Here is a 25,578-nt window from a genome sequence, read left to right as displayed (position 1 = left end):
ATTAAGTAACAGCAATGACGCGAAAGTATCTATGCCTCGACCATGTCGGGGTTTTTTTATGCCTGCAAAGCGGGCCGACCAAACCCAAGGGGTGCACCAAGTGGCAGACGAAAACCAGATTGATCTTGAAGACCCGGCAGTTCAGACCGCCATTGCTGCAGCCGTTGAGGCTGCCACCCTGGGCCTCAAGAACAAAAACACCGAGCTGCTTGGCTCGCTCCGGACTACCAAGACCGAGCTGGATGGCTTCAAGTCCCAGTTCGAAGGCCTGGACATCAACGCGGTGAAGGCTTTGCTAACCAAGGTCGGCCAAGACGAGGAAACCCGCCTGCTGGCCGAGGGTAAGCTCGACGAGGTCATCACCAAGCGCACCGAACGCCTGCGCACCGACTACGACGCCAAGCTGGCCGCTGAGAAGGCCCGCGCCGACAAGGCAGAGCAATTCGCAGCCAAGTACAGCGACAAGGTGCTGGCCGATTCCATCCGCGCAGCTGCCATCAAGGCCGGCGCGCTCCCCGAGGCTGCCGAAGACATCATTCTGCGCGCCCGGGGCACTTTCAAACTCAGTGAGGACGGCGAGGCGATTGCCACTGACCGTGACGGCGAGGTCGTTTATGGGAAGGACGGGAAAACCCCGCTGTCGCCGCTCGAATGGGCGGAGTCTCTGCGTGAAACAGCAACACACCTGTGGCCAAGGGCTCAGGGCGCCGGGCAGACCGGTGATCAAGGTGGCAAGGCCACGAAAAAGTGGGGCGAGTACACGGAAACCGAGCGCGCTGCGATCGCCCGTGACAATCCCGATCTCTTCAAGAAAATCCAGGCCACCAAAGGAACCTAATCCATGGCAACTACCCAACTAACCGACATCTTCGTCGGCGACTACTACGCCTCCCTGGCGCCGGTTAACAGCCCGGAAAAGACGGCTGTCTACGAGTCGGGCATTGTGACTCGCTCGCCTGTGCTGGACGCGATCGCCTCCGGCAGCCAGGGCACCGCCGAGATCAGCTACTGGCAGGATCTCAACGCCGATGAAGCGCCGAACATCAGCAACGACGACCCGAACGACCAAGGCGAAGTCGGCAAAGTCACCCAAGACAGCATGCGTGCCCGCGTCCTGTACCTCAACAAAGGCTACGGCGTCACCGACCTGACTGCTGAGCTGGCGAACACCGAACCTCAGCAGCAGATCCGCAACCGCTTCGGCACCTACTGGACCCGCCAGTGGCAGCGTTACACCCTGGGCGCATCTCGCGGCATCATCGCCTCGAACATCGCGAACAACGGCGGTGACATGGTCATCGACGCCGGTGCGACCATCAGCGCGAACGCCTTCCAGGATGCTGCGTTCACCGCCGGCGATGCCGCTGACCAGTTCGGCGCGATCGGCGTGCACTCGGTGGTGATGAACCAGATGGTCAAGCAGGATCTCATCGAGTACCTGCGTGACTCCGACGGCAAGATCATCCTGGCCACCTACCTCGGCAAGCCAGTGTTCATGGACGATGCCTTGGTATATGGCGCGGGCAAGTACCTGTCCGTGTTCTTCGGTCAGGGCGCTTTCGGCTACGGTGAAGGTACTCCGAAGGTGCCGGTAGAGCTGGAGCGTAAGCCAGGCGGCGGTAACGGTGGCGGCGCTGAGGTGCTGTGGGAGCGTAAAACCTACATCCTCCAGCCAGCCGGCTTCAGCTGGAAGGGTTCCGAGGCTCAGAACCTCAGCCCAACCGCAACTCAGTACGCAGCTGCTGCGAACTGGCAGCGCGTGTTCAGCCGCAAGCAGGTCCCGTTCGCCGCCGTCATCAGCGGTACCACCACGCCGTAATCCGGCCCACACAACCTGGCGCCTTGATGGGCGCCGGGGTGCTTTTGAGGTGACTCATGAAAGTGATCTACACGGACAAACCAGGAAAAGAGCGCGGCGTGTGCTACCGCCTGCTGAGCGAATTCTTCGGTGTCATCGGCTCCGCTACCGAGGTAGTGGTCGATGGCGATGCGCCGGATATCTTCGATGCCTACCAAGCGGCCGGAATCAAGGTGTCCGACGGCAAGGAGCCAGAGAGCAAAGAAACCGACCCTCTGAAAATGAAGGTCCCCGAGCTGAAAGAATGGCTGACCGAGAAGGGCATTGCCTTCGACCCGGCCGCCAAGAAAGAAGACCTGCAAGCCCTGGTGCCAGCGGAATAAGGACAAGTACATGACCGATTACATCACCGTTGCCGATGTTGATGCCTCGCTGGGTCCTGGCTGGGCCGGTGCCGGTGATCCGGTCCTTGCTGTGACCATGGCCAATGCCTGGCTCACAGCCAAGATAAAGCGGGCTGTTCCCGATCCGGTCCCGGCCGAGATCAAAACAGCCGGCGCCCAGGTCGCCAAAGAGGCGGCGGCGGGCAAGCTCTACACGGCAACGCAGAAGGAAGTGCAGAGTAAGACGGTCTCGGCTCAATCCGGCACGTCCGTGAGCAAGACCTACGTGGCGGGCTCTACCGACCAGTCGGCGGGCGTCAACTTCGCCCTGGCGCTGCTAGAACCATGGATCAAGCGCCCCGGCGTGATGATGCTGAAAAGGATCTGATCATGGGCATGCGTGAAGAGATCCAGGCCGAATTGGCCGAGTCGTTCGACGACCCTGATGGCCTGGCAGATGCCGTCAAGCCGGTGACAGGCGTTCGCAAGGTTGCGGGCGAGTATGACCCGGACCTCGGCGGCGAAACGCCGGAGACCACCGTGACGTACTCGGGGCGCGGCGTCCTTGGGGGCTACCTGTCCAAGGAAATCGACGGCTCCCTCATCCAGACCAGCGACAAGAAGCTGCTGGTGCTGCAAAACGAGCTGTTCGTGTCGGAGGCCGGCGTTCCGACGGCGGTACCGGCTGCCCCGGCCATTGGCGATATAGTCAACGGCCTGCGGGTTATGAACGTGTCATCTGACCCAGCGGATGCTACGTGGACGGTTCAACTGAGGAAGTGACATGGCGAATAAATACGCGAGCATGAACGGCAGCTTTGCCGAGAACATTCGTGACTTCGCCGAGCGCGCTCAGGTCGGTATCGACGCAACCATCCGAGAAATCGTTATCGAGATCGGCAGCAGCGTCATCCGCATGTCGCCTGTGGGTAACCCAGAGATCTGGGCGGCGAACGTTGCGCACCGCCAGGCGAACACCCGGGCCGCCGATGACTATGACTTCAAGGTCGCAGTGCGCAACACGATCATCAACCTCAACGAATCGAACTTCACTAAGGCTGGCAAGTTGCGGCGCGGCGTGAAGTACGCCAAGCCCCTGACCAAGACCGAGCGCGACCAGAACTTCAACGTGAACGGGTTGGTCGCGGGCAGGGACTACGTCGGCGGGCGGTTTCGGGGGAACTGGCAGTTTTCCATCGGCACGCCGGCGGAGGGCACACTTGACCAAGTCGACCCGGTTGGCGGTGCGACGTTGGCCAAGCTGCGACTACAAGTCCAGGCACTTACGGCTGGCGAGACGGCCTACATCGTGAATAATCTTCCGTACGGCATCCCGCTGGAGTATGGGCATTCGACCCAAGCTCCCGGCGGCATGGTCCGGATTACCCTGGCCCGCTTCCAACAGATCGTCGACGAAGCCACAAGGAACAACCAGGTATGAGCCACGCCATCATCGCGTCCATATACGAGGCCAAGTTGCTTGCATGGAGCAAGGCGAGGGCAGAGCCCATCAAGGTCGTGTTTGAGAATATGCAGTATGACCCGGCGGACGGCGAGACCTATCTGCGGGCGTTTATGCTCCCAGGCGATACCACAAGCAGCACGCTCGCTGGCGACCATCGCGCTTTCATCGGCGTCTACCAAGTCAGCATTGTGGCCCCGGCCGGCACCGGCAAGACCAAGACAAACCCACTTGTGGTTGAGTTGACCACGCTGTTCCCGCTTTATGCGCGAGACACAAAGGCAGGCCTGACTGTCGTTACGATGTCGCCAGTTGATCCTGGTCCGGGCATTCCTGATCCGCCCACATATACCGTGTCGGTCTCGTTCGAATATCGAGCCGACTCCCTCTGATCCAAAACGGTAGAATCCCTTCATGAATTGATGTGGGGATACCTGCGATGGACGAAATCAGGAAGCAACGACTTCAGTATCTAAGTGAGTGGGTTGAGCACCATTGCTATAGGAATCGTGAAGAGATTGCCTTGAGCGAACGGTGTCTATGCGTCGGATGCGGTCTCTGGCTCATGCCAACTGACATTCTTAAGTGGTACGAGGATAAGCATGCCTGCTGCCCAAGCTGTGGCCTTACCGGTGTCGTCGTAGGCTCGAAATCCGGCATCCCTCTGGACGAGGTTAGAAGCAATATGAAAATCGATTAGCAGCAAACACTTTTAGCCCGTTGGGCAAACCCCGAAACCCGCCTCTGTGCGGGTTTTGTCATTTCTGAAAAGAGGAAACACCCATGCAAATGCCCAACGGCGCCACTCTTGAGATCGCGTCCATCTACGGCACGGCGATCCCTTTCACCGCTCTGACCAATGCCAATCCAGCCGTCGCGACTGCTGCGGCGCACGGCCTGGCCGAGGGCGACATCATTGCCGTAAATTCTGGCTGGACCCGCCTGGATGGTCGCGGCGTTCGAGTCGGGGAGATCGCCAGCGGCACGTTCGCGCTGGAGAGCGTCAATACGACCAGCATTCAACAGTATCCCGCGGGCTCGGGGATTGGTTCCGTTCGCGAGGTGACGGCCTTCACCGAGATCTCGCAGATTACTGAGATGAATTCCAGTGGTGGTGATCAACAGTTCCTAACCTTCGGCTTCCTGGCTGACGATGATGATCGCCAGATGCCGACCACAAAGAACCCGATCACGCTGACCTTCACCGTCGCCGACGATCCGTCCAAGCCGTATGTGGCTGTCTGTGAGGCGGCGGACGATGATAAGCAGGCTCGCTTGCTTCGCCTGAACCTGCCGGGCGGTAGCAGCATTATCTACAACGGCTACGTGTCCATCACATCGACCCCGACCATGTCCCGTAACAACCTGATGACCCGTGTTATCAGCCTGGCGCTGACCGGTCGCCCAACCCGTTACGCGGCTGCGGTGTAATCCATGGCTAAGTTCAAGTTGATCCAGAAACCGACCTTCAAGGCGCCGGTGATGATCCAGCGCGCCGGCTATAACGCCGAAAAGGTGGAGTTCGAGTTTAAGTACTTGGACCGTACTGCGCTCGCCGAGCTGTACACCGGTTGGAACGAGCGGCACGACGAACTGGGCAAGCAGGTCGGCGACATGGACCTCAAAGCTTTCACCGCCGCCCAGATCGCACTGCAAGCCGATCAACTGCTGGATGTGGTTGTGGGCTGGGACATCGAAGAGGAGTTCACGCCTGAAAATGTGCGCATCCTCGTCAACTCGATCAACTCGGCGCCTAAGGCCGTGCTGAACGCTTACGCCGAAGCATTCAGTGAGGCCCGCCTGGGAAACTCCTAAGCGCCTCCCGCGCGCTGTACGAGTCCGGGCCGTCAGATGCAGATCTGTTGGCCTTCGGCTTGTCTCGCCAGGACATTCCCGACAAGGAAGTAGGCATCTGGCCCGACAACTGGGACGCCTTCAGAGTCTTCGAGGCCATGAGCACCCAATGGCGCACAGGTGCGTGCGGCGCAACAGGCATGGACTACAGCGTTCTCTCCGGGGTTATTCGGATGTGTGGCGTACCGATCAGCCAGCGACTAACCATTTTCAGCGACTTCCGCCGTATGGAGGCTGAAGCCCTGCAGGTGATGGCGGAACAGAGAGAAAACAAATGAGCACCAACTTCGCTTCCCTGGGTATTGCGGTCGAGTCGTCACAGGCCGCAAAGGCTGCTGATGATCTTGATAAGCTAGTCGATTCCGCTGAAGGCGCCCAGAAGGCCATTGATGACCTGGGCAAAACGGGCGAAGGCCTGGCCAACACCGGTAAAAAGGTTTCCCAGGCCGAAGCGGATGTTGCGCAAAGCATCGATAAATCAACGGCAGCGAGGGACCGTCAAGCCGGGGCAAGTCGCAAAGCCACTGACAGCGCAGTAGCGGAAATCTCTGTCATCAGTCAGCTCGACAAGGCCATGACGGGCAATATCTCGAGCATGGAATCGCTGGTTCAAGCCGAGGGTTTGCTGGAGCGCGCCCGCAAGGGCGGCTTGGTCACCATCGAAGAGCAGGCGAAATACCAGGATCAGCTGGGAAAGGCCTACGACAAGATTGAAAAGGCAGAAGCCAAAGAGCTGGCGCAGAAGCAGAAGCTGATCGAAGCGGAAAATCGTCAGATTGAGGCGCTGAAGCGTACCGTCAACGGGATTGATCCAGTAACCGCCAAGCTGGCGAAGCTGGAGGCTCAGGAGAAGGCGCTCAATGATCTGCACAAGTCTGGTCAGATCGACGCCGACCGTTACAACGAGGCCTTGGCCAAAATCGGTAAGGATCGGGCTGGGCTGACTGAGGCAACCGGCGCATTCGACAAACTGAAGCTCGGTACCCGCCAAGCTCAAGAAAACGTCATGCAGCTGGCTAACGCGATCCAGGCAGGCGATCTAGGCAGTGGGGCGCGCGCGATCGCTCAGTTGGGTGCTGGCGCCGGTGAATCCGCGAAGAGCCTGGCAGGGATGCTGCTTCCTGCCGGCCTGCTGGTCGCTGTGATCGGTTCGCTTGGCTATGCCTACTTCGACGCGATGAAACAGGCGCGCGAGTTCAATGCTGCGATCAACGGCGGCACAAATGGCGCGGGGCAAACTATTGCCAGCCTGAAGGATATGGCCGACGGCGCTGGGCGTGTTACCGGTAACCTGTCCGGTGCGCGAGAGGCCGTTGTTTCGCTTGCGTCTGGCGCGGCCACCAGCGGCACCCAGATGCGCAATCTGGCTGAAGCAGCAGCCGCAGTCAGCGAAGTTACCGGTCAGGGGGCGGGCGAACTCGCCAAGTCCTTTGCCACCGCTGGCGATACAGCAACTGAAGCCGCCAGCAAGATCAGCAGTCAGTACGGATTGATCACCCTCGAGCAGTACCAGGTGATCAAGGGGCTGGATGACCAGGGCGACAGCCAGCGTGCCCTGGATGTGCTCAGCGAAGATTTGAATCAGGCCGCCTTGACGCGCCTGAAGACTTACCGCGAGTCGTTATCCGACGTAGAGCGCGACTGGGACAGGATCAAGAGCGCCATCAAAGGCGCGTACGCAGAAGTCCGGTCGGAGATATTCCCTGACCTGGCCAAGCAGATCGAGATCACCCAGCGCGTTCTGGATACCCGCAAAGGCGGCGGAATTGCGGGCGCCATCTCTAACGGTCTCAGTTCCTTGAACTCGGCTCTTGGTCTGGGCACCGGTGAGCATGACGACTCAACTGAGGCGCTTGAGAAAAAACTTGCCGACCTGAAGGCCAGACAGACTGCCAGCTCTAACCTGGCAATTGTCACCGGTGAGAACGCCGACGCAAACCAGAAGGCAATCGAGGCTCAGAAAGCGCTGGATGCGCAACTCGACAACGTCAACCCTCTGAACAAGCGCAAAGCGGGACTGGAGAAGCTGAACAATCAGTTCAAAGCGCTTTACGAGAATGCAGAAAAGGCAGGGCAGAAATCGCCACTGCTTGACGGTGTGAGCTACGACGGCAAAAAGTTTTCCGGTGGTGCGTACGACATTCTTTTGAAAGGCCTTGGGGATAAAAACAAGGACCCGAAAACCGCCGGCACCCAAGTTGATCTGACCAGCTTCAACAACGCCAAGAACGACTTGGCTGCGATCACCGACACCTACAAGAACTATCAGAAGGAACTGGAGGCGGCACAGAAGGCTGGCCTACTGTCTGAGGAAGACTATCTGCTGCGGCGCCAGGCGCTGATCGGGAATCAGCTCGACCAGACAACGGCAGCCTACGAAGCAGAGATTGCGGCGCTTGAGTCCGCCAAGGGCAAGAAGTCCACGTCGGCTGCGCAAAGCATCCTGCTGGACCAGAAGATCGCCGACGCGCGCGCAGGAATGGTCAAGGCGCAGAAGGATGCCGACAGTCAGCTTGAAGTGCTCGCCACCAACGAAACCGGGCGCCTGGCAAAGCAGGAGCGGGCGATCAGCACGTACGTGCAGGCGCTGGGGCAGCAACAGAGGGCCTTGGAGCTTGCAGGTCAGCGTGCAGTGCTCGGCGTGGGTCAGGGTGACCGCCAGAACGCGCTGAGCGGCGAACTGAACAGCCAGCAGGACCGGTTTGCTCAGCAGTCGCTGGAGCTTGCCAACCAGAAATCCGACCCATCGCGGAACATGTCGGAGGAAGAGTTTAAGCGCAAATCGCAGGCTCTCGCAGACGCGAACAAGGCCGCGACGAACCAGATCCGGCAGAACTATGCGGATGTGGAGAATGCCCAGGGCGATTGGACGAAGGGCGCAACGGCAGCCTGGGATAACTACCTGGATTCGGCGCGCAACATCGCCGGGCAAACCAAAAGCCTTTTCGGCAACGCCTTCAGTTCCATGGAGGATTCCATCGTCAACTTTGCCATGACCGGGAAGGCGTCGTTCTCGGACTTCGCCAAATCGATCCTGGCCGACATGGCGCGTATCGCGACCCGCCAAGCCAGCTCCGCATTGCTGGGCAGTCTGGTGGGCGCGGCGGCAAGCTACCTCGGAGGTAGTGCTGCTGGTGGAGGCAACGGCATGGCCGCCGGGTCTGCCGGTGCCACGTCGTCGAACCTCGGGGCGTCATCGGCCGGATACTCCAGCACCTACTTTCCCCAGGCTTTGGGCGGCGCGTGGTCGAGCGGTGTGCAGATGTTCGCCGACGGCGGTGCGTTCACGAACTCCATCGTCAGCAAGCCCACGGCTTTCGGGATGGCCAATGGCAAAACCGGCGTCATGGGTGAAGCTGGTGAGGAGGCAATCATGCCGCTGACCCGGACGTCGAGCGGCAAGCTTGGGGTTATGGCCATGGGCGGCGGTGGGGCTGGCGGAACGCAGATCAATGTCGAGGTGCATATCGATGGCGACGGCAACGCTACCTCCTCGGCTGATGCACCTGGCTATGACCTCTTCGGCAAGGAGTTGGCGACGTTCGTAGAGCAGAAATACCAGGAACTGCGGAGCAGGGACATGCGCCAGGGCGGCGTCATCAACAACGCAATTAAGGGGCGATGATGGCTATCGAACGATTCACCTGGGCAACAGAGAAGGGCGCGGAAGGCGATATTGCCCAGCGCGTCCGCTCCAAGCAGTTTGGCGATGGCTACGAGCAATCGGTCGAGGATGGGATCAACAACCGGTCGCAATCCTGGCCGGTGACCTTTACCGGCCTGAAGCCGCGCATTAAGGAAATCATGTACTTCCTCGACCGGCACAAAGGGGCGAAGGGCTTCCTCTGGGAACCGCCCCTGGGTGAGCTTGGCCTCTACAAGTGCAACGGCTACAAGCCAGCGCATCGCGGCGGCCAGGTCTACGCCATCACTGCGACTTTCCAGCAAACCTTTCATCCCTGAGATAACTGCCCATGGCACTGATCACGGACATCCAGAAACTGCAGCCCGGCGGCGAGATTCGCCTGTTTGAAATTGATGGGACCGAGTACGGCGCGGATTACCTGCGTTTCCATGGTCACGCCATTCCGCACACGCGAGAGGAATTGCTTGCCTACGAAGGGTCCGAAGAGGACCTGCCGGCCAAGTCGATTATCTGGCAGGGCGAGGAGTTTGCAGCCTGGCCGGTGCAGATCGAGGGTATCTCCTCGAGCAGCGACGGCACCGCCTCTCGGCCGACTTTCGCCGCCGGCAACGTCAACGGGCGCGTCACGGCGCTGTGTCTGGCCTTCGAGGACATGCTCAAGTTCAAGCTCACGGTCCGTGAGACGCTGGCCCAGTACCTGGACGCGGCGAACTACCCTGACGGTAACGCAACTGCCGACCCAACTCAGGAAGCGCTGGAGATCTGGTACATCGACCAGAAAACCAGCGAGGACGGTGAGGCGGTGGTCTGGGAGCTGTCCTCCCCGGGCGAGATCGATAACCACGGGCTTCCCGGGCGCCAGATGACAACCTTCTGCCACTGGGCCATGACCAATGGGTATAGGGGGCCGGATTGTGGCTACACCGGCGCGGCCATGTTCGACGACGAGGACAACCCCACGGATGACCCAGCACTGGACCAGTGCAAGGGGTGCCTGTCGTCCTGCAAGCTGCGCTTCGGCGAGAACAACGAGCTCAGTTTCGGTGGATTCCCCGCCGTCAGCTTGATTTCGAGGAGCTGACCATGCGTAAGCACATCATCGCGGCCATCCAGGCGCACGCGGCGGCGGAATATCCGCGCGAGTGCTGCGGTCTGTTGTTGGCCATCGGGCGCAAGCAGAAGTATTTCCCGTGCCGGAACATCGCCAAGGAGCCGAACCAAGAGTTCCGGCTCGATCCCGAGGACTACGCTGCGGCGGAAGACCTGGGCGAAGTTATCGGCATCGTTCACTCACACCCGGACGCCACCAGCAGGCCGTCACCGCATGACCTGGCCATGTGCGAGGCCACGGCGTTGCCCTGGCACATTCTGTCGTGGCCCGAGGGCGACATGCGCACGATCACTCCAACGGGCAGCACGCCGCTGCTCAAGCGACCGTTCGTGCATGGGGCCTGGGACTGCTGGCAGGTCTGCGTTGACTGGTATCAACGTGAGTGGGGCCTTGAGTTCGAAGCATTCCAGCGCACCGATGGTTGGTGGGAGAGTGCGGAGAACACCAGCCTGTACGAGGCGAACTACGAGGCTGCCGGTTTCGTGCGTGTCGACCGCCCACAGCGCGGCGACATGATCGTTATGCAGGTTGGCCGGACGGCCCACCCGAACCACGCAGGCATATACCTTGGCAACGATCCTTCGCTACCTGGCGAGGAGTCTGGAGCGTTCGGCCCTGGTCCGTTCCTGCTGCACCACCTGTACGGGAGGCCTTCTGAAATCATCGTATACGGCGGCCCATGGCATGACCGAAGCCGGCTGATCTTGAGGCAAAAAGGCAAAAGTTCGGGGGCTGTGACCCCAAATGAATTTAAGCGTCGTTCGGTTTCATCGCCGCACACCTTCTGACTTGTGTTGCAAGAGCAGCTAAAATTGCGCTGCTATCGGGTGTGTTAGAATTTTTTGTTTGCTTCGTATAGGTGTCGGCAATAGCGTTATCAAGATATGCATATGCTTGTATCGTAAGCTTCGATACGAGCTTCGATGCGGCGGACTGAACCACATAGTTGCTATCCTGTGAATTAATTACCGAGTCACCGAGCTCCTTATATAGAGATTTCGCCTCATTGCAGTATTGTGTGCGAACTTCGAGGGTTTTCGTTTGTAAGAAGGTATTCTGCTCACGAGTGGATTTTACGTTTTCCAGGGCAATTAAGTTATCTTGTTTGAGCTTTTCCACTGACAGCATGTGCTCTTGCTTCGTGTTTTCTAAGTCCGTATTGGACTTGTTGTTTGAATAGGTGGAGTAGCCGGTAGCTAGGGAAGTGGCGACTACAGATACGATTGCGACCCAGTTGGAACTGCTCATTTCTATTCTGCATCCATGGATTAAAAAAGGGGCGAATTTTAGCGAATGGCTATGCTGAGCGCACCTGTCAAGACCGATTCTTTGCATGTCGAATTCTTGTTGCCGAGTCTCAGTGCTACAGTTCCGCCAAACCAAAGAGGGAACGACATGCGGATTTTGATAGCGGCTGTGGCGGTGGCGATGCTGGCGGGGTGCGCCTCATCGGCGATCTCAGTGCGGGATGCGAAGCCGGTACCGTCCGATGAGGTCTATGCCTTCCAGACTAAACCGTCTGGCGAGAGCGGAAAAATCACCGTGGTACGCGACTCGGGCGCTGTCGGCTCTGGCTGCGACATTGTTGTTTATGTCGACGGCCGCATGGCTGCAAAAATCGGTACTGGTCAGCGGGCTACATTCTACCTTCCGCCGGGATCGCCCAATCTGGGCGCCGGTCTAGCAGGCTCTGGCTTGTGCGCAGGCGCTGCAATTCGAACCATCGCAGCGACGGTTCAGCCTGGCAAGGAAAGCCTGTACCGCATCAGCGGCGACATGGCCGGGTTCTACATTGGGCCCTATGTCGATTACAACTGAACCAAGAAAGCCATGAAGCCGCCTCCGGGCGGTTTTTTATTGTCCGGAGAAAGTGATGCAGGCATCAGCGATCAACTATCAACCCATGACAACGATTCGTCTGCACGGGCAGTTACGTCAGTTCGGGAAGTCGTTCAGGCTCGCGGTGAAATCGCCGGCGGAGGCGATCAAAGCACTATGCGTGCAGATCCCTGGGTTCGAGCGGTTTCTTTCGAATGCCAAGTCTCGAGGCCTTGAATTCGCGGTGTTTCGCGATAAGCGCAATATCGGGGAGAAGGAGCTGAGCTACAACGGTTCCGGAGACATCCGCATTGCGCCCGTGGTCGTAGGCAGCAAGCGCGGCGGCATCCTTCAAACCATCGTCGGTGCGATCTTGATTGTTGTGGGTGTTATTTTCTCTGCAACGCCTTTCGGTACTCCGCTCATAGGAGCGGGCATTGGTCTTGTCGCCGGCGGTGTTATCCAGATGCTGAGCCCTCAAGCCAGCGGACTTAAAACGAGTGCCGCCCCCGAGAACACCCCCGGCTACGCCTTCGGCAGCGCCAAGAACACAACGGCCTCCGGCAATCCTGTCTCGCTTTGCGCTGGCCGCCGGCGATGGGGTGGCGCAATTATTAGCGCTGCCATCTATGCCGAAGATCAGTTGTAGTCTATATTCTGACGCTCTGAATAGCGCTAAGAAATGGAGTTTTATGGCGACGTTAGGTGTGGTAATTAAACTTGATGACGAAAAAAATCTTTCAAAAGTTTTTGAAGGGTTTGGTTTTCAGTATTTTGATGAGGAGTTTCTAGAGCACCATCCCTCTAAGTTTAAGTACGTTGCTTTTGTTGTTGGTAATTCGATTCGAGCAGTTGCAAAAATCGATGAGATTACAATTAGCACTGAAGATCCGAGCTTTGCAGGGTTTCGATTTTCTGAAATTGTTAAGAAGAGCTACATCAGCACAGTCCCAGTGCCAGGGACTAAGTGGCTTAACGAATATAACAAGCAAGATTTAGAAGATCTTTTTAATGGGCGGGATAACGTTTTAGCTCGGCCGGAGCCTCTTAAAGAATCAATAGATATGAAAGCTGTTATTTCTCAGCTGGCGGATGCGTATGGTGTTGCGACACGAAATATACAGATAACAATAACTGGTTGAATCTTTCAAATAAAACCGCCCCCGGGCGGTTTTTTTACGTCTGGAGAAAAGCATGGGCGCAGCACGCAAGATCGATGTCTATGGCGCCAAGGGCGGTTCCGAGAAGCCTAAAACCCCAACCGAGGCACCAGACAGCCTGCGCTCCGTCGCAATTGCGAAAATGCTTATTGCTGTGGGTGAGGGCGAGTTTGATGGTGCTCCTACCGCCAAGGACATCTTTCTCGACAACACACCGCTGCAAGACCCGCAGGGGAACATGAACTTCCCGAACGTGAAGTGGGAGTGGCGCAGCGGGGCTGTGGACCAGTCCTATATCCAGGGCATCCCATCGGTCGAGAACGAAACAACCATCAGCACCGAGCTGCGCAGCGGCACGCGGTGGGTTCGAGCGATCACCAATACCCAGCTCTCAGCTGTACGTGTGCGCTTTGCCTGGCCTGCGCTCCAATCGGTGGATTCCGGCGGCAACATCAACGGTTACACGATCGGGTATAAGATCGAGTTGGCAACGGATGGTGGAACTTACCAGGAGGTTTTGAACGAGGCAGTATCCGGCAAGACCACCAGCTTGTACGAGCGAACCCGGCGAATCAATCTGCCGCGCGCGACAACCGGGTGGCTGTTGCGCATCACTCGACTGACTGCAAACCAGAACAACAATAAAATCTCCGACACCATGCAGATTGCCGGCTTCACTGAGGTGATCGACGCCAAGATCCGGTATCCGAACACCGCGCTGCTTTACATCGAGTTTTCTGCGGAACAGTTCCGCAGCATCCCAGCAGTGACGATCGAGTGCGATGGTCGGAAATGGCAGGTGCCGAGCAACTACGACACCAGGTCGCGCACCTACACGGGCGTCTGGGACGGAACGTTCAAAGAGGCCTGGACCGACAACCCTATTTGGCACACTTACGGCATAACCACGAGCGACCGTTTCGGCCTTGGCCGTCGTATCAAGCCGTGGATGGTGGACAAGTGGGAGCTCTACCGCATCTCGCAGTACTGCGATCAGCTGATTCCGGACGGCAAGGGCGGCATGGAGCCGCGTTTCCTCTGCAACTTGAACCTGCAGAGCAAGGCTGACGCCTGGTCGCTACTGCGCGATATCTCGGCGATTTACCGCGGCATGACCTACTGGGCCCAAGGCCAGGTATTCACGTTATCGGACATGCCGCGTGCCACTGACTTCGACTTCGCCTACACCCGGGCGAACGTGATCGATGGCAAGTTCACTTACTCCAGCGCATCGGAACGTACCCGTTACAGTCGCGCGCTGGTCAGCTATGACAACCCGCTGAACAACTTCGACACCGACGTAACGGCTGTGACCGATCCGAAGCTGCAGCGGCGCTACGGCGACAACCCGCTGGAGATCAGTGCCATCGGCTGCACCCGCGAATCCGAGGCTCAGCGCCGGGGCAAGTGGGCGCTGCTCACGAACTCCAAGGATCGGGCCGTCACTTTCAAGGTCGGCCTCGACGGGCGCATCCCGCTGCCTGGCTACGTAATCCCGATCGCCGACGAACTCCTGGCCGGTCGGCCGGTTGGCGGGCGTATCTCGGCGGTGAACGGGAAGGTCATCACCCTGGACCGTGACACCCAGGCAAAGCCAGGCGACCGCCTTATCCTCAACCTGCCCGACGGCAAGTGCGAGGGCCGCACCGTGCAGCTGGTAAGTGGCCGACAGATCACTGTGACCGTTGCCTACTCCGTTGCGCCTGAGCGAGAGCTGGTGTGGGCGCTGGATGCCGACGACCTGGCCATTCCGCTTTATCGCGTGGTCAGCGTGGCGCGGCCGGAGCCTGGCGTGTTTGAAATCTCCGCGGTGCAGTACGACCCGAGCAAGTTCGATCACATCGACACCGGCGCCCGGCTGGAGGAGCGCCCAATCAGCGTTGTGCCAATTACCGTGGTACCGGCGCCGGCGAGCGTCGACATCACGTCGAACTACTCCGTTGACCAAGGTCTGGCCATCAGTACCATGAACATCTCGTGGCCCGCTGTGGCTGGCGCGGTTGCGTATGACGTGGAGTGGCGCAAGGACAGCGGCAACTGGATCAAGCTGCAGCGCACGGGCGCAACAAGCGTGGACGTCACCGGAATTTACTCGGGCGCCTACCTGGCCCGGGTGCGTTCGGTGAGCGCCTTCGAGATCTCGTCGATCTGGAAGAGCTCCAACCTGACCAACCTGGAAGGGAAGGTTGGCTTGCCGCCAGCGGTGTCGTTCCTGACCACCACCAGCGAACTGTTCGGCATCGGTATTCGCTGGGGTTTCCCTGCTGGCGCCGAGGACACCCAGCGCACCGAGCTGTGGTATGGCCAGGCCAATGACTTGTCGGTGGCAACCAAGCTGGCGGACCTGGCGCACCCTCAGGCGGATTACAGCATGCAGGCGCTCCAGGCCGGCGCGCAGTTCTTCTTCTGGGCCCGCCTGGTGGATAGGACCGGCAACATCGGCCCGTTCTATCCGGTCGGTAATGGCGTGATGGGCCAGGCCAGCGCAGATGCGGCGCCGGTGCTGGAGTTGATCGCCGGACAGGTCGGCCGCACGGAGCTTGGCCAGGACATCGTCGACGAAATTGACAAGATTCCAGGGCTGCAGGCGCAGATTGATGCGCTCGATGGGCTGTCGGCCTACGACCCAGAGTCGGTTTACCTCGAGGGCGACTTGGTGGTGGTCGGAAAGCGGATCTACCAAGCCACGCAGTTGGTGCCGGTGGATACCTCGCCGCCGAACGCCGCGTACTGGGTGGACGTTGGTCAGGTGCTGGTCACCGCCAACGGACTGGCGCGCCAGGTAGAGCTCAACACCACCAGCATCACTGAGTTGGACGGTGTGGTCACTGCCCAGGCGTCGAGCCTTCAGTCCTTGCAGTCAGCCTATCGGGATGACACCGGCGAGGGCGACCTGGCGGATGCGCTCCAGGGGTACAACGCCTCGGCGAGTTTCGCGCAGGAAGTGAAGACGCGCGCCTCGCAGAACTCGGCCATGGTGCAGCGGCAGACGGAGCTCACCGCTTCGGTGGCTGAAGTTAGCGGCTCGGTGACCGAACTCGAAAGCGTCGTGGTCAGCGATCGCGAGGCGACTGCGCAGGCTATTCAGCAGGTTGGCGTCGCCATCGGGGAAAACACGGCTGAAATCCAAACGGTAAGCCAGGCACAGGCCGATACAGACGGCAAGCTGTCCACCATGTGGTCCGTGAAGATGCAGCTCAATCAAAACGGGCAGTACGTGTATGCAGGTGTCGGTCTCGGAATCGAGAACGTTGAAGGTGTTCTGCAAAGCCAGTTTCTGGTCAGCGCTGATCGTTTCGCAATCGTCAACACCATTGCTGGCGGCGCCGTCAGCGTTCCTTTCGCCGTACAGGGTGGCCAAGTGTTCATGAACTCGGCCTTCATTCAGGACGGTAGCATCACCATGCTCAAGATCGGGCAGGCGCTGCAATCTGACAACTACGTCGCCGGGGTTCAGGGGTGGCGCCTCGATAAGGCAGGCAACCTTGAGTTCAACGGACCTGCACCTGGTGGTGGGCGCCTGACCATGACCAACCGCGCAATTAAGGTCTACGACGAGAGCGGCGTTAAACGCGTGCAGCTTGGAGATTTAACAGCATGATAGGGGGGCTCAGGATATGGGGCGCTACAGGCGTTCTGGAGTTAGATGAAAACACGTTTACTGTTGGGGTTACCTATTCAGCAGTGATTGGTACGTCAGGACGAAGTACGTTTATCTCTATCCCTGGAGTTGACCCATCTACCCATTCTGCTGTCTGCGTGCCTATATCCGACTACACCACAGACGCGCAGAGCCCTTACGCTATTCAGTTCACACCAGTAGTTGGTTCTGGAGGGGTAACTATATATTTTGGGTGCCCATCAAGATCGACTGGTCCTATAGGATTAACCCCTCAAAGGCTGTTAGTCATGAGGTACAGATAATGGCTTTTGGATTAACTTATGTGAATAGCGGTAATGTAGTAACTTTGGATTCTGAGTTTTCTAGATTGGTTGTAATTGCTCGCGGCACATGGAGCGGAAACGGATCCGGGGTCGGTGTGTCTTTCCCTGCCGTTGTAACAACTGCCGAACCGCCATTGGTGTTTGTAAGGCCTAACCAATCGAATACATTTTGCTTTTGCAAAGTCTATGGCTCAGCCGGCGCCTGGTCTGGTTTTTCCTTCTCTGGCGTTTCGGGGCAGGGAACATCAGGCTCATGGTTTTCCGCTGCTTTTAAGTCGCAAGAAACGGCTAAGTTCGGATTAAGGCTTTGGGACGGATCTTCCAAGTTGCTTTTCGACAATGGAACCCCGGCTGCCCAGTTTACGAGAACCATATCCGGATGGAGCTACCTCGGAGCTGAGCAGACAAGTCAGGGCGTGTACAGGTTGAGCTGGACCGCATATTCCCCTTTAAATACTGGCGACTATATGCTGTTGAACAACATTGCAATGGATGTTGCGGGCGGTACCTCAAGGCAAGGAAACATGTATGCAGTCTGGGATTATGGCAATAACCGATTGGTTATTCAGGTTATCGGTGTTGATATACAAACAACTTTATATACGCCAGTTGTCTGGGCCAAACCAATTTCCTAGAGGTATCACATGACCTGGTACAAAACAGGAACTGTCGCTGTTACGCAGGGCAGTAATGCTGTGATCGGCACCGGCACATCGTTCATTGCGAACTCACGCGTCGGTGACGCCTTCCGTGGTCCTGACGGTGAATGGTACGAAGTCACCAACATTGCCAGCGACACGGCATTGTCGATCGCACCGAATTACCAGGGCTCCGCAGTGACTTCGGGTGGCTACTCGCTCGCACCTATGCAGGGCTACGTGAAAGACTCCGCTGACGCCCTGCGCGCAGCCACCCAGATGATCGCCAGCGGCGTTGCTGACATGCAGGACCAGGTGGCGACCGCAACCGAGGCTGCTGAGTCTGCTGCGCTGTCTAAGGCGGGTGCTACTGAACAGGCAGGTATTGCCACCGCTGCTGCTTCTTTGTCCACAGATAACAGAGACGCTGCACAGCTGGCTGCTCAGCAAAGCGCCTCTTCTGCTCAAGCATCAGGTGCAGCCGCAGATCGGTCAGAAACTGCTCGGGATTCGATTGTTCAATCGGAGCAGGCGGCCGCGGCTTCAGCAGCTGCAGCGGCTGATTCCGCTGCCCACGCCGAGGAGGTAACCATAGGCAAGGCTGCAAGCGGGGACAACAACGACATTACGTCGCTGCAGGTCTTAAGCGCCAGCGGGTTTGACAAGATTAGACAGGGCTTGTCCCCAATGGTTGGTGCTACTGCAACTGCTGCGGGAGTAAAGGGGCTTGCGCCTGCACCAGGTATTGCCGATCGCGATAAATTCCTCAAGGGTGATGGGAGTTACGGCGACGCCGGCGGCGGTTTGCCGGTTGGTGCGATGACCCAGTGGAAGTTCAACCGAGCGACTATTCCTGGTGGGCAGCTTCCTCTGGACGGCCAGCGAGTCACCAACGGCCGTGCGCTTTATCCGGAGTTGTGGGCGCTGCTCCAGCCATTCTGTGTATCCGATGCAGTTTGGCTAGCGGCCCCGTATACCAGCCGAGGATTGCCATCTAGCGGTGATGGTTCGACGGACTTTCGCCTCCCGGACGATAACGGCAAGCATCCAGACGGCAATACTATTTCTGCGATGGTTTTCCGTGGTGACGGCAAGAATTCTGCAGGCGCACCGGGGCTGCATCAGGCTGACCAAATTCAAGGCATGAAGTTTAAAACTGCTCAGGCATCTTCAACTTCTGGTTCCTTCGGTCCCTATACTGCGGACACGGCAACTACCGCAGGCCTTGGAACGAATGCGGGTATTGCTACACTTTATAGTGTTCACACTGGCGCCCCAGTAAATGACGGTATCAACGGTACGCCGCGTGTAGGTAGCGAGACCCGCCCGGCTAGCACTACGGGAATATGGTGCATCGTTGCCGCAAAGACCGCAGTAAACCAAGGAACTGTTGACGTAACTGTTTTATCTAATACCGTTAATCAACAAGGGGTTACTCTTGGACAAAATACTGCTGCAATTTCTGACCTTCAGTCTAAGCAAGTTGTAACCAAAAAATGGACGAGTGCCGATCTTGCTTGGACAAACGGCGGAACTCTGAACCTTACGCATACGCTAGGGAGCCTCTGGTCATTTGCAGTTATCAAACTCAAATATAAACAGGCTATTAATGGAATGGCGGTCGGTGAGCTTTCGCAAATTTCTTCAATCCTGACGACTGTATCTGGCTCGGGTAACTTTGGGGCGGAAATAAGGAGGCCGACAACTACAGCCGCAACTTTGCAAATTGCAAGTAACGGTATGTTTTCAGCCTCTGCATCGGGGGCAGCTACTACCGTAACCCCCGCTCAGGTAGATATTGTTGTGGAGCTATACGCATGATTGAAGAAACGGTTAAATTTATTGAGGAGCTTCAAGGTTCTGAGCTTTTCCATTATGTAAACGCCAATGGTGTATATCTTGGTGGGTGGAATGGGGACCCGCCCTTTGGGTCTATAAAGGCTCCAGCGCCGGAATGGGCGGATCAGGTTTGGAGCTTTGATACCTTGACCTGGTCGGAAAGCCCCTCCCAGCTCATCGCCACCGAGAACGCCTGGCGGGAGGAGCAAATGCCCCTCGCGCAGCAAACCGTGACCGCCCTCACCTATGGAGAGGAGGGTATTTCTGGAACCGTTTCTGGGTGGCAGAAATACTGGCTGGCCCTGCGCAAGTGGACCGCCGATAACCCTGAATTCCCTGACAGCGGCAAGCGTCCTGTCGCGCCGACCTGACGCTACCGAACACCAGAACCCGCTAAGAGCGGGTATTTTTTTGCCCGGAGATAACCATGCCGATTACCGAGCAGCAGTTGCTGCAGATCCTCCCGAACGCCGGCCGCCAAGCCGGCGTTTTTGTTCCTGTGCTGAATGCTGCCATGGGCAAGTACGGGATCGTGACCAAACTGCGTATCGCCGCATTCATCGCCCAGGTCGGGCACGAGTCGGGCCAACTTCGCTACGTGCGCGAGATATGGGGCCCCACGGCGCAGCAGGCCGGCTACGAGGGTCGTGCCGACCTGGGCAACACCGTGCCGGGCGATGGCTCCAAGTACAGAGGACGGGGCCTTATTCAGATCACTGGACGGGCGAACCATGCCGCGTGCGGGGAAGCGTTGGGCGTAGACCTCATCAGCAACCCTGAACTGTTGGAGCAGCCGCAGTACGCCGCGATGTCGGCGGCCTGGTTCTGGTCGACCAAGGGCCTGAACACGCTTGCGGACCAGGGCGACTTCGTGAAGATCACCCGTCGCATCAATGGCGGGCTCAACGGCCTTGAGGATCGCCAGCAGTTGTGGGAGCGGGCGAAGAAGGTGTTGGCGTGACGCCGGTGCAGAAGCTGGTCGGGCTGGTGGTGTTGATCGTGGTGCTGATGGCCGGCGCCGCGGGCGTCACCTGGCAGGTTCAGGACTGGCGGATGGGCAAGAAGCTCGCTGAGCAGGCCAGCCTGCACAAGGATGACCTAGCCACGATCTCGAATGCCGCCGCCAACCAGGTCCGCACCGAGCAGGACAAGCGCCTGGCTACCGAACAGGCCCTGGCCACCTCCGACCAACAACACACCAAGGAGATATCCGATGCACAGCGCAACCAGGCTCGCCTGCGCGATCGCCTTGCCACTTCTGATCTGCGGCTGTCAGTCCTTCTCGACGCAACGGACCCAGCCAGTGGCTGCAACGTGCCTTCCGCCCCCGGCGCCGTCGGCGTGGTTCATGCAGTCCGTCGAGCCCAACTTGACCCAGCGCATGCTCAACGAATTCTCGCCATCACCAGCGATGGAGACCGAGGATTGATCGCGCTGCGTGCTTGTCAGGCATATGTGCGCGTTGTATCAGGCAGCAGGTTGAGAGGAGGTCAGGCTAGTGAACCGCCGATGCCAGAGGCGCCTGAGCAGCATTAAATTTGGAAATCTCATGAACCCAAAACCGGCGATATTTAGTCTGGTCGGGTGGTATTGGTGCTTGCATGGACCATGAAGCGTCCCCACGTAAAGCGGCGCGGTAGGCCTGCCATTCCTTTGCTTCCGCCATGTCACTAGCGCTTTCTTTGTCGTCAAACCAACCCAATATGTAGACCTCGCCCTGATCTCTCCCGTGTTCAACAAGCAGATAGATGTCTTTCATAACGTGGATCCGTAGCAACGTGCTTCCCCGACGCGGGGCACTTATCGAATCTATCGGCGAAGTCCTGAATATATTTAGGGGGCATGTGTACTTGTACATTTCCGGGCGCGTAGGGCATCCAAGCCACCCGCAGGTGTCTTCATCAAGGTTCATGACGGGAAACCCGAATGCTGTATGCGCATGCAGTAATTGAGCTTTTGACGTGACGCCGATTTGAGGCGATGAGCTATAGGATTTACTCCGGCGCCATGAGCACTGCCAGGGTAAGTTTTATGAACTCTTCGTTCTCGTCGATGGTGTGCAGAGCGCCCCGGATATTCTCGGCTACATCTGCGGAGCCGCGCTGCTCGACCCAATTCGACAACTCCATGATGGAGGCTTCCAGGGCCAGCTGGTTTTCGTAGAGTTTGGAGAGTAGGGACGGGAGTAGGTCTGTATTCGGCATGTCTATTCCTCCTTGAAGTGAACAGCTTAGCGGGGGGCTTAATCTGGGGGATTTGATTTAGTCGGCAGGACGCAGCGAGGGGGGGTATGCAGTTTCGGCATGGGATAAAATTTTCCCGTTGGGACCAGTCTTGGGACCAACGGGTGCATTTCGGTGTGCTATTGCTGATTACTTATGACGACTTGGCCCAGCAAACACTGATCAACAGTAATCATCAGAATGCGTTTCATACCGCATGGTGATGTTAGCTGTGGAGATCAATTACTTTACCTATCAATGGGTTGCGAGCGTGGCGGCAGGAGCCTTCAGGCATGCATCAACAGCGACATCAAGGCGCGAAACCCGGTCGCTGAGCAAAAAATGGGGGATGTGTGTTGGAATTTGGCGCGCATTGTCGCATATGTCAGGCGACAGTTGTATGGCGGCCGACGACGGATGTTCAGCGTTTTGAATGTGGCAAGCCGTTCTCGACGAGGCCGCGCTCAGTAAGTTGTTGCGATTGCCTGTGCGAGCTGCATATCGGTCATGGGGCGCGTGTGAGGGGCCGAGCGGTAGTGTAGAGATGCCTGCTCAAACTGAGCGCCGCGAATTTCGCCCTCGGAGCCAATGAATGCAAGGGCATCATCCTTCGCTTTTTTCATTACTGAGGGCGAGTAGACCGTGAATGCCGTGGTCCCGCCGAGGACAATGGTCGGGAACAGGGTGGTGGCGCTCAGCGCTCTCTCGACCGGGTTCTCCACATACCATGCCATAGCGTTGGTGCTGATCGATGCCATGAGGGCGATTGCCAGCGTCTTCCAGGAATTCATTCTTCGATGCTTCCATTGCGGTCGAAGGACGCACGGTAACAGAGTCGGCTGAGCGCCAGAAACCCGGCCCGTCAGCAATTAAACACAGGCGCATAACGCTCTTCGCGTTTCTTGAAATGAATCGGGGCCATAGGGACTTTTTCACCGTTGACGAATATGTCCGGAAAGGTGAGCGTGAAATCATCCATGTCGCCTTGGCCCAATGCTGTCCCTTTGAACTCGCTGTGGAATGTTTTCCTGGGGTCGAAACCGGTTTTGAGTTGTTCAATGGTGACAGGATAGCTTTGCCCATTCGCCAGGGTGACCGTGACAACGGGCGACGCTGCACTGACCCAAAGCGCCGGGTCGGCCTGTTTGACGGCTGCTGTGCTATTGGATGGGTAGAGCCGTCCGAACAGGCGCAGTTCAGCCGCGGTTGAGCGCTGGTTACCCGGCCAGCTGGATGTGCCGGGTGGCGCCACATAGACCAGCACATGAACCCAGTTGAGTTCTTCTGCCAGTGGGGCATAGCTCATCGCCGCTTTCGGGCCGGGGCAGGTGCGCGAAAGCAGGGCGTTGCTGCCCACCGTCGACTCCGGATGCAGATAGGGCCCCGTGCTGCATCCTGCGAGCAGAAGCAGTAGCGGATACAGGATGTATTTCTTCATAGGGGCAACTCCATTTGCTGTTTGGGTTCGGCGCACAGTGTCGCTTATATCATGCGGCAGATGCGTGGGGGGCCAAGATGGGCTTCGCCAGCGTCTCCGGCATCGCCAGCCATAACAGCGCCAACGCGACGCCCGCCACCCCGGCCAGGGTGAGGAAGGCCGCATTGTAGCCCGCCTGCTGCACCACAAAACCGGCCAGGCTGCTGCTCAAGGCCGCGCCCAGCCCAAATACGGTGGACAGCGCCCCCAGGCTGACGTTGAAACGCCCGGTGCCCTGGGTCAGGTCCTTGACGATCACCGGGAACAGCGCACCGAAGATCCCTGCGCCGATACCGTCGAGCATCTGCACGGCCACCAGCCAGTAGGGATCGCTGGACAGGGTATAGAGCACGCCACGCAGCGGCAGGATCATGAAGCCGAACAGCAACAGCGGCTTGCGCCCCCACACGTCGGCCTTGCTGCCCACCAGCCAGGCCATCGGCACCATCACCAATTGTGCGGCGACAATACAGGCCGAGGTCAGCGGCGTGGCCATCTGCAGGTTGATCTGCGAGAGCTTCTGGCTGACCAGTGGCAGCATCGCCGCATTGGCCAGGTGGAAGAGGGCGCAGCAGACGGCAAACAGCAATAACGGCCGGTTGGCCAGCAAGACCGCAATGCCGGACGGCTGCTCATGGTCGCTGTGGTGGGCAGGGTCGAAGCCCCGGGCCACCTCATGGTCGATCGCCTTGGCGGAGACGCAACTGACCGCGACGACGCTGGCCACCGCCATAAAGGCCATCAGGTAGAACACCACCACGGGTCCGAACAGGTACGCCAGGCCACCGGCCAACAGCGCCGCCACAGCGTTGCCGGCATGGTTGAAGGTTTCGTTGCGCCCGGTGCGCCGGGTGAACGCACGTGGCCCGGTAATGCCCAGGGAAATCGCGGAAATCGCCGGCGCGAACACCGAGGCGGCGATGGCACTGGCCGCCTGGGTCAAGGCAACCAGGCTGAATGAACTGACGAAGGGCAGCAACAGGCAACTGCCGGTCACCAGCAGGGCGGCAACGGCAATCACCGCGCGTTTGCTGCGCGTGCGGTCGATCAGGGCACCCGCCGGGCCCTGGGTGATCAGCGCGGCGATACCTGCCAGGGTCATGACTACGCCGATACTGGCCGGATCCCATTTGTGCACCGCCAGCAAGTAGATGGCCAGGTATGGACCGAGGCCGTCGCGCACATCCGCCAGGAAAAAATTCAGGCTGTCCAGGGACAGGGTATTACGCAGGTCGGCGTGTGTGGCCATGATCAGGACTTCGCAGGGGGCGTTCAAAGGCTGAACACTCATTGCGCTAGTGACCTGCGCGCAGTTCATTTAGTTTCGCCTGCTGCTGGGGTTTTAATCTGCGGGCTTGTGGCTTATTTTCTTTGCCTCGCCGTATGACTTATCTGGAGACGCAATGGACATGCCCTCAGCTCAACAGGCGATTGCCTGCAACAAGGACGCCTGGGATCAATCCGCCGACCTGCACAAAACCACCGAGACCTGGAGCGCCCTGCTTAACGGGGTCCGCGACCCTGGGTTTTCGTGCCTGGACCCCACCCTTACCGGGCTGTTGCAAGACATCGGCGTTGCCGGCAAAGAGGTGGTGCAGGTGTGCTGCAATAACGGCCGCGAAAGCCTGTCGCTGTTTGGCCTGGGCGCGCGTTTGGTGGTCGGTGTGGATCAATCCCGGGCGTTCCTGCAGCAGGCCCGTGAGCTTGCCGACGTTTCGCCCCACAACCCGGAATTCATCGAAAGCGATATCCACCAGTTGCCATCCCGCTTGCACGAGCGCTTCGACATTGCCTTGGTGACCATCGGCGTGCTGGGCTGGATGCCGGATGTGGCGCTGTTCATGCGCCATGTTGCGAGGACCTTGAAACCCGGTGGCACGCTGGTGATGTATGAAACCCACCCGTTTCTGGAAATGTTCGACCCGCGCGCGCCAGACCCACTGTTGCCGGCCAGTTCGTACTTCCAGCGTGAGCCTTTTGTGCTGCAGGAGTCGATTGTCTATGAGGGGCAGGGCGAAGTGGCGGGGCCGACCTCCTATTGGTATGTGCACACCCTGGGGGATGTGGTGAGCGCGGCGATTGCTGCGCAATTGCAGATCGACCATCTGCAGGAATATGCCCACTCCAATCGCGAAGAACTTTACGACCAGTACGAGCACCAGCCTGCCCAGTTGCCCCTGTGCTTCACGCTGGCCGCCACCAAGCGTCCCGCCTGAGCCGATTCG

29 protein-coding genes and 1 pseudogene are annotated in these 25,578 nt (G+C 58.5%); 24 read left to right on the top strand and 6 right to left on the bottom strand.

The window, feature by feature from the left end:
- Window positions 1-100 precede the first annotated feature (100 nt).
- From J1N02_RS31045 to J1N02_RS30980, 14 genes are all read left to right on the top strand, one after another.
- Window positions 101-838, top strand: coding sequence for a hypothetical protein (locus tag J1N02_RS31045; protein ID WP_421148250.1), 738 nt, complete (start codon window positions 101-103; stop codon window positions 836-838).
- Window positions 839-841: 3 nt separating this feature from the next.
- A complete protein-coding gene (locus J1N02_RS31040; protein ID WP_421148249.1) occupies window positions 842-1,819 on the top strand; it encodes a major capsid protein in 978 nt (325 codons plus the stop codon).
- 56 nt (window positions 1,820-1,875) lie between these two features.
- Window positions 1,876-2,181 (top strand): HeH/LEM domain-containing protein, encoded by a 306-nt coding sequence (locus J1N02_RS31035; RefSeq protein WP_421148248.1) that lies wholly within the window; start codon window positions 1,876-1,878, stop codon window positions 2,179-2,181.
- Window positions 2,182-2,191: 10 nt separating this feature from the next.
- Window positions 2,192-2,569, top strand: coding sequence for a hypothetical protein (locus J1N02_RS31030; protein WP_421148247.1), 378 nt, complete (start codon window positions 2,192-2,194; stop codon window positions 2,567-2,569).
- Window positions 2,570-2,571: 2 nt separating this feature from the next.
- Window positions 2,572-2,964 carry a hypothetical protein gene (locus tag J1N02_RS31025; protein ID WP_421148246.1) on the top strand — a complete coding sequence of 131 codons (393 nt, stop codon included), beginning with the start codon at window positions 2,572-2,574 and terminating at the stop codon, window positions 2,962-2,964.
- Window position 2,965: 1 nt separating this feature from the next.
- Window positions 2,966-3,622 (top strand): hypothetical protein, encoded by a 657-nt coding sequence (locus J1N02_RS31020; protein ID WP_421148245.1) that lies wholly within the window; start codon window positions 2,966-2,968, stop codon window positions 3,620-3,622.
- Entirely contained in the window at window positions 3,619-4,035 is a 417-nt protein-coding gene (locus tag J1N02_RS31015; protein ID WP_421148244.1) for a phage tail terminator-like protein, read from the top strand. The genes J1N02_RS31020 and J1N02_RS31015 overlap by 4 nt, the downstream gene beginning before the upstream one ends.
- Before the next feature lie 391 nt (window positions 4,036-4,426).
- Window positions 4,427-5,074, top strand: coding sequence for a phage tail protein (locus J1N02_RS31010; RefSeq protein ID WP_068931884.1), 648 nt, complete (start codon window positions 4,427-4,429; stop codon window positions 5,072-5,074).
- A gap of 3 nt (window positions 5,075-5,077) precedes the next feature.
- Window positions 5,078-5,458 (top strand): phage tail assembly chaperone, encoded by a 381-nt coding sequence (locus tag J1N02_RS31005; RefSeq protein ID WP_032877397.1) that lies wholly within the window; start codon window positions 5,078-5,080, stop codon window positions 5,456-5,458.
- Between the two features lie 47 nt (window positions 5,459-5,505).
- Window positions 5,506-5,775, top strand: a complete 270-nt coding sequence (locus J1N02_RS31000) for a DUF1799 domain-containing protein (protein WP_421148243.1) — start codon at window positions 5,506-5,508, stop codon at window positions 5,773-5,775.
- Complete coding sequence (locus J1N02_RS30995) at window positions 5,772-9,122, top strand: phage tail tape measure protein (RefSeq protein WP_421148242.1); 3,351 nt, start codon at window positions 5,772-5,774, stop codon at window positions 9,120-9,122. Before J1N02_RS31000 ends, J1N02_RS30995 begins: the two co-directional genes overlap by 4 nt.
- Window positions 9,122-9,460 (top strand): phage tail protein, encoded by a 339-nt coding sequence (locus J1N02_RS30990; RefSeq protein ID WP_421148241.1) that lies wholly within the window; start codon window positions 9,122-9,124, stop codon window positions 9,458-9,460. The genes J1N02_RS30995 and J1N02_RS30990 overlap by 1 nt, the downstream gene beginning before the upstream one ends.
- 11 nt (window positions 9,461-9,471) lie before the next feature.
- The gene (locus J1N02_RS30985) at window positions 9,472-10,224 is read left to right on the top strand and encodes a phage minor tail protein L (RefSeq protein ID WP_421148240.1); all 753 of its coding nucleotides are present in this window, start codon (window positions 9,472-9,474) and stop codon (window positions 10,222-10,224) included.
- Between the two features lie 2 nt (window positions 10,225-10,226).
- Complete coding sequence (locus J1N02_RS30980; RefSeq protein ID WP_421148239.1) at window positions 10,227-11,042, top strand: C40 family peptidase; 816 nt, start codon at window positions 10,227-10,229, stop codon at window positions 11,040-11,042.
- On the opposite strand, the gene J1N02_RS30975 is transcribed toward J1N02_RS30980, so the two are convergent.
- Window positions 11,005-11,502, bottom strand: coding sequence for a hypothetical protein (locus J1N02_RS30975; protein ID WP_092489129.1), 498 nt, complete (start codon window positions 11,500-11,502; stop codon window positions 11,005-11,007). The two genes, J1N02_RS30980 and J1N02_RS30975, sit on opposite strands and share 38 nt — an antisense overlap.
- 147 nt (window positions 11,503-11,649) lie before the next feature.
- Here J1N02_RS30975 and J1N02_RS30970 point away from each other — a divergent pair, with 147 nt between their 5' ends.
- The 9 genes and pseudogenes from J1N02_RS30970 (at window position 11,650) to J1N02_RS30930 (ending at window position 21,190) form a co-directional block, all read left to right on the top strand.
- A complete protein-coding gene (locus J1N02_RS30970) occupies window positions 11,650-12,072 on the top strand; it encodes a hypothetical protein (protein ID WP_092489128.1) in 423 nt (140 codons plus the stop codon).
- 55 nt (window positions 12,073-12,127) lie between these two features.
- Window positions 12,128-12,721 carry a tail assembly protein gene (locus J1N02_RS30965; RefSeq protein WP_092489127.1) on the top strand — a complete coding sequence of 198 codons (594 nt, stop codon included), beginning with the start codon at window positions 12,128-12,130 and terminating at the stop codon, window positions 12,719-12,721.
- 43 nt (window positions 12,722-12,764) lie between these two features.
- A complete protein-coding gene (locus J1N02_RS30960; RefSeq protein ID WP_092489126.1) occupies window positions 12,765-13,214 on the top strand; it encodes a hypothetical protein in 450 nt (149 codons plus the stop codon).
- Between the two features lie 52 nt (window positions 13,215-13,266).
- The gene (locus J1N02_RS30955) at window positions 13,267-16,833 is read left to right on the top strand and encodes a phage tail protein (protein ID WP_421148238.1); all 3,567 of its coding nucleotides are present in this window, start codon (window positions 13,267-13,269) and stop codon (window positions 16,831-16,833) included.
- A 322-nt stretch (window positions 16,834-17,155) separates the two neighbouring features.
- On the top strand, window positions 17,156-17,812 hold the full coding sequence (locus tag J1N02_RS30950; protein WP_421148237.1) for a hypothetical protein: 657 nt from the start codon (window positions 17,156-17,158) through the stop codon (window positions 17,810-17,812).
- Window positions 17,813-17,821: 9 nt separating this feature from the next.
- Window positions 17,822-18,089 (top strand): annotated as a pseudogene (locus J1N02_RS30945) (hypothetical protein); the annotation flags it as partial.
- A gap of 1,543 nt (window positions 18,090-19,632) precedes the next feature.
- The gene (locus tag J1N02_RS30940) at window positions 19,633-20,025 is read left to right on the top strand and encodes a hypothetical protein (RefSeq protein WP_421148236.1); all 393 of its coding nucleotides are present in this window, start codon (window positions 19,633-19,635) and stop codon (window positions 20,023-20,025) included.
- Between the two features lie 56 nt (window positions 20,026-20,081).
- Entirely contained in the window at window positions 20,082-20,615 is a 534-nt protein-coding gene (locus J1N02_RS30935; RefSeq protein ID WP_421148235.1) for a glycoside hydrolase family 19 protein, read from the top strand.
- Window positions 20,612-21,190 (top strand): lysis system i-spanin subunit Rz, encoded by a 579-nt coding sequence (locus J1N02_RS30930; RefSeq protein ID WP_421148234.1) that lies wholly within the window; start codon window positions 20,612-20,614, stop codon window positions 21,188-21,190. The genes J1N02_RS30935 and J1N02_RS30930 overlap by 4 nt, the downstream gene beginning before the upstream one ends.
- Here the strand turns inward: J1N02_RS30930 and J1N02_RS30925 are convergent.
- From J1N02_RS30925 to J1N02_RS30905, 5 genes are all read right to left on the bottom strand, one after another.
- Entirely contained in the window at window positions 21,150-21,413 is a 264-nt protein-coding gene (locus J1N02_RS30925; protein WP_421148233.1) for a hypothetical protein, read from the bottom strand. The two genes, J1N02_RS30930 and J1N02_RS30925, sit on opposite strands and share 41 nt — an antisense overlap.
- Window positions 21,414-21,648: 235 nt before the next feature.
- The gene (locus tag J1N02_RS30920; protein WP_017528106.1) at window positions 21,649-21,858 is read right to left on the bottom strand and encodes a hypothetical protein; all 210 of its coding nucleotides are present in this window, start codon (window positions 21,856-21,858) and stop codon (window positions 21,649-21,651) included.
- A gap of 482 nt (window positions 21,859-22,340) precedes the next feature.
- Window positions 22,341-22,667, bottom strand: a complete 327-nt coding sequence (locus J1N02_RS30915) for a DUF2388 domain-containing protein (RefSeq protein ID WP_027607902.1) — start codon at window positions 22,665-22,667, stop codon at window positions 22,341-22,343.
- A gap of 71 nt (window positions 22,668-22,738) precedes the next feature.
- Window positions 22,739-23,314 carry a hypothetical protein gene (locus tag J1N02_RS30910; protein WP_027607901.1) on the bottom strand — a complete coding sequence of 192 codons (576 nt, stop codon included), beginning with the start codon at window positions 23,312-23,314 and terminating at the stop codon, window positions 22,739-22,741.
- Between the two features lie 49 nt (window positions 23,315-23,363).
- Window positions 23,364-24,602 carry an MFS transporter gene (locus tag J1N02_RS30905; RefSeq protein ID WP_027607900.1) on the bottom strand — a complete coding sequence of 413 codons (1,239 nt, stop codon included), beginning with the start codon at window positions 24,600-24,602 and terminating at the stop codon, window positions 23,364-23,366.
- A 154-nt stretch (window positions 24,603-24,756) separates the two neighbouring features.
- Here J1N02_RS30905 and J1N02_RS30900 point away from each other — a divergent pair, with 154 nt between their 5' ends.
- Window positions 24,757-25,569, top strand: a complete 813-nt coding sequence (locus J1N02_RS30900; RefSeq protein ID WP_092359433.1) for a class I SAM-dependent methyltransferase — start codon at window positions 24,757-24,759, stop codon at window positions 25,567-25,569.
- The last annotated feature ends 9 nt before the right edge of the window (window positions 25,570-25,578 follow it).

The sequence above is a fragment of the Pseudomonas sp. NFX5 genome (assembly GCF_049132125.1).
Classification (GTDB): domain Bacteria; phylum Pseudomonadota; class Gammaproteobacteria; order Pseudomonadales; family Pseudomonadaceae; genus Aquipseudomonas; species Aquipseudomonas marginalis.
Note: the sequence above shows the minus strand (reverse complement) of the source record. Positions and strands in the feature narration are given on the sequence as shown.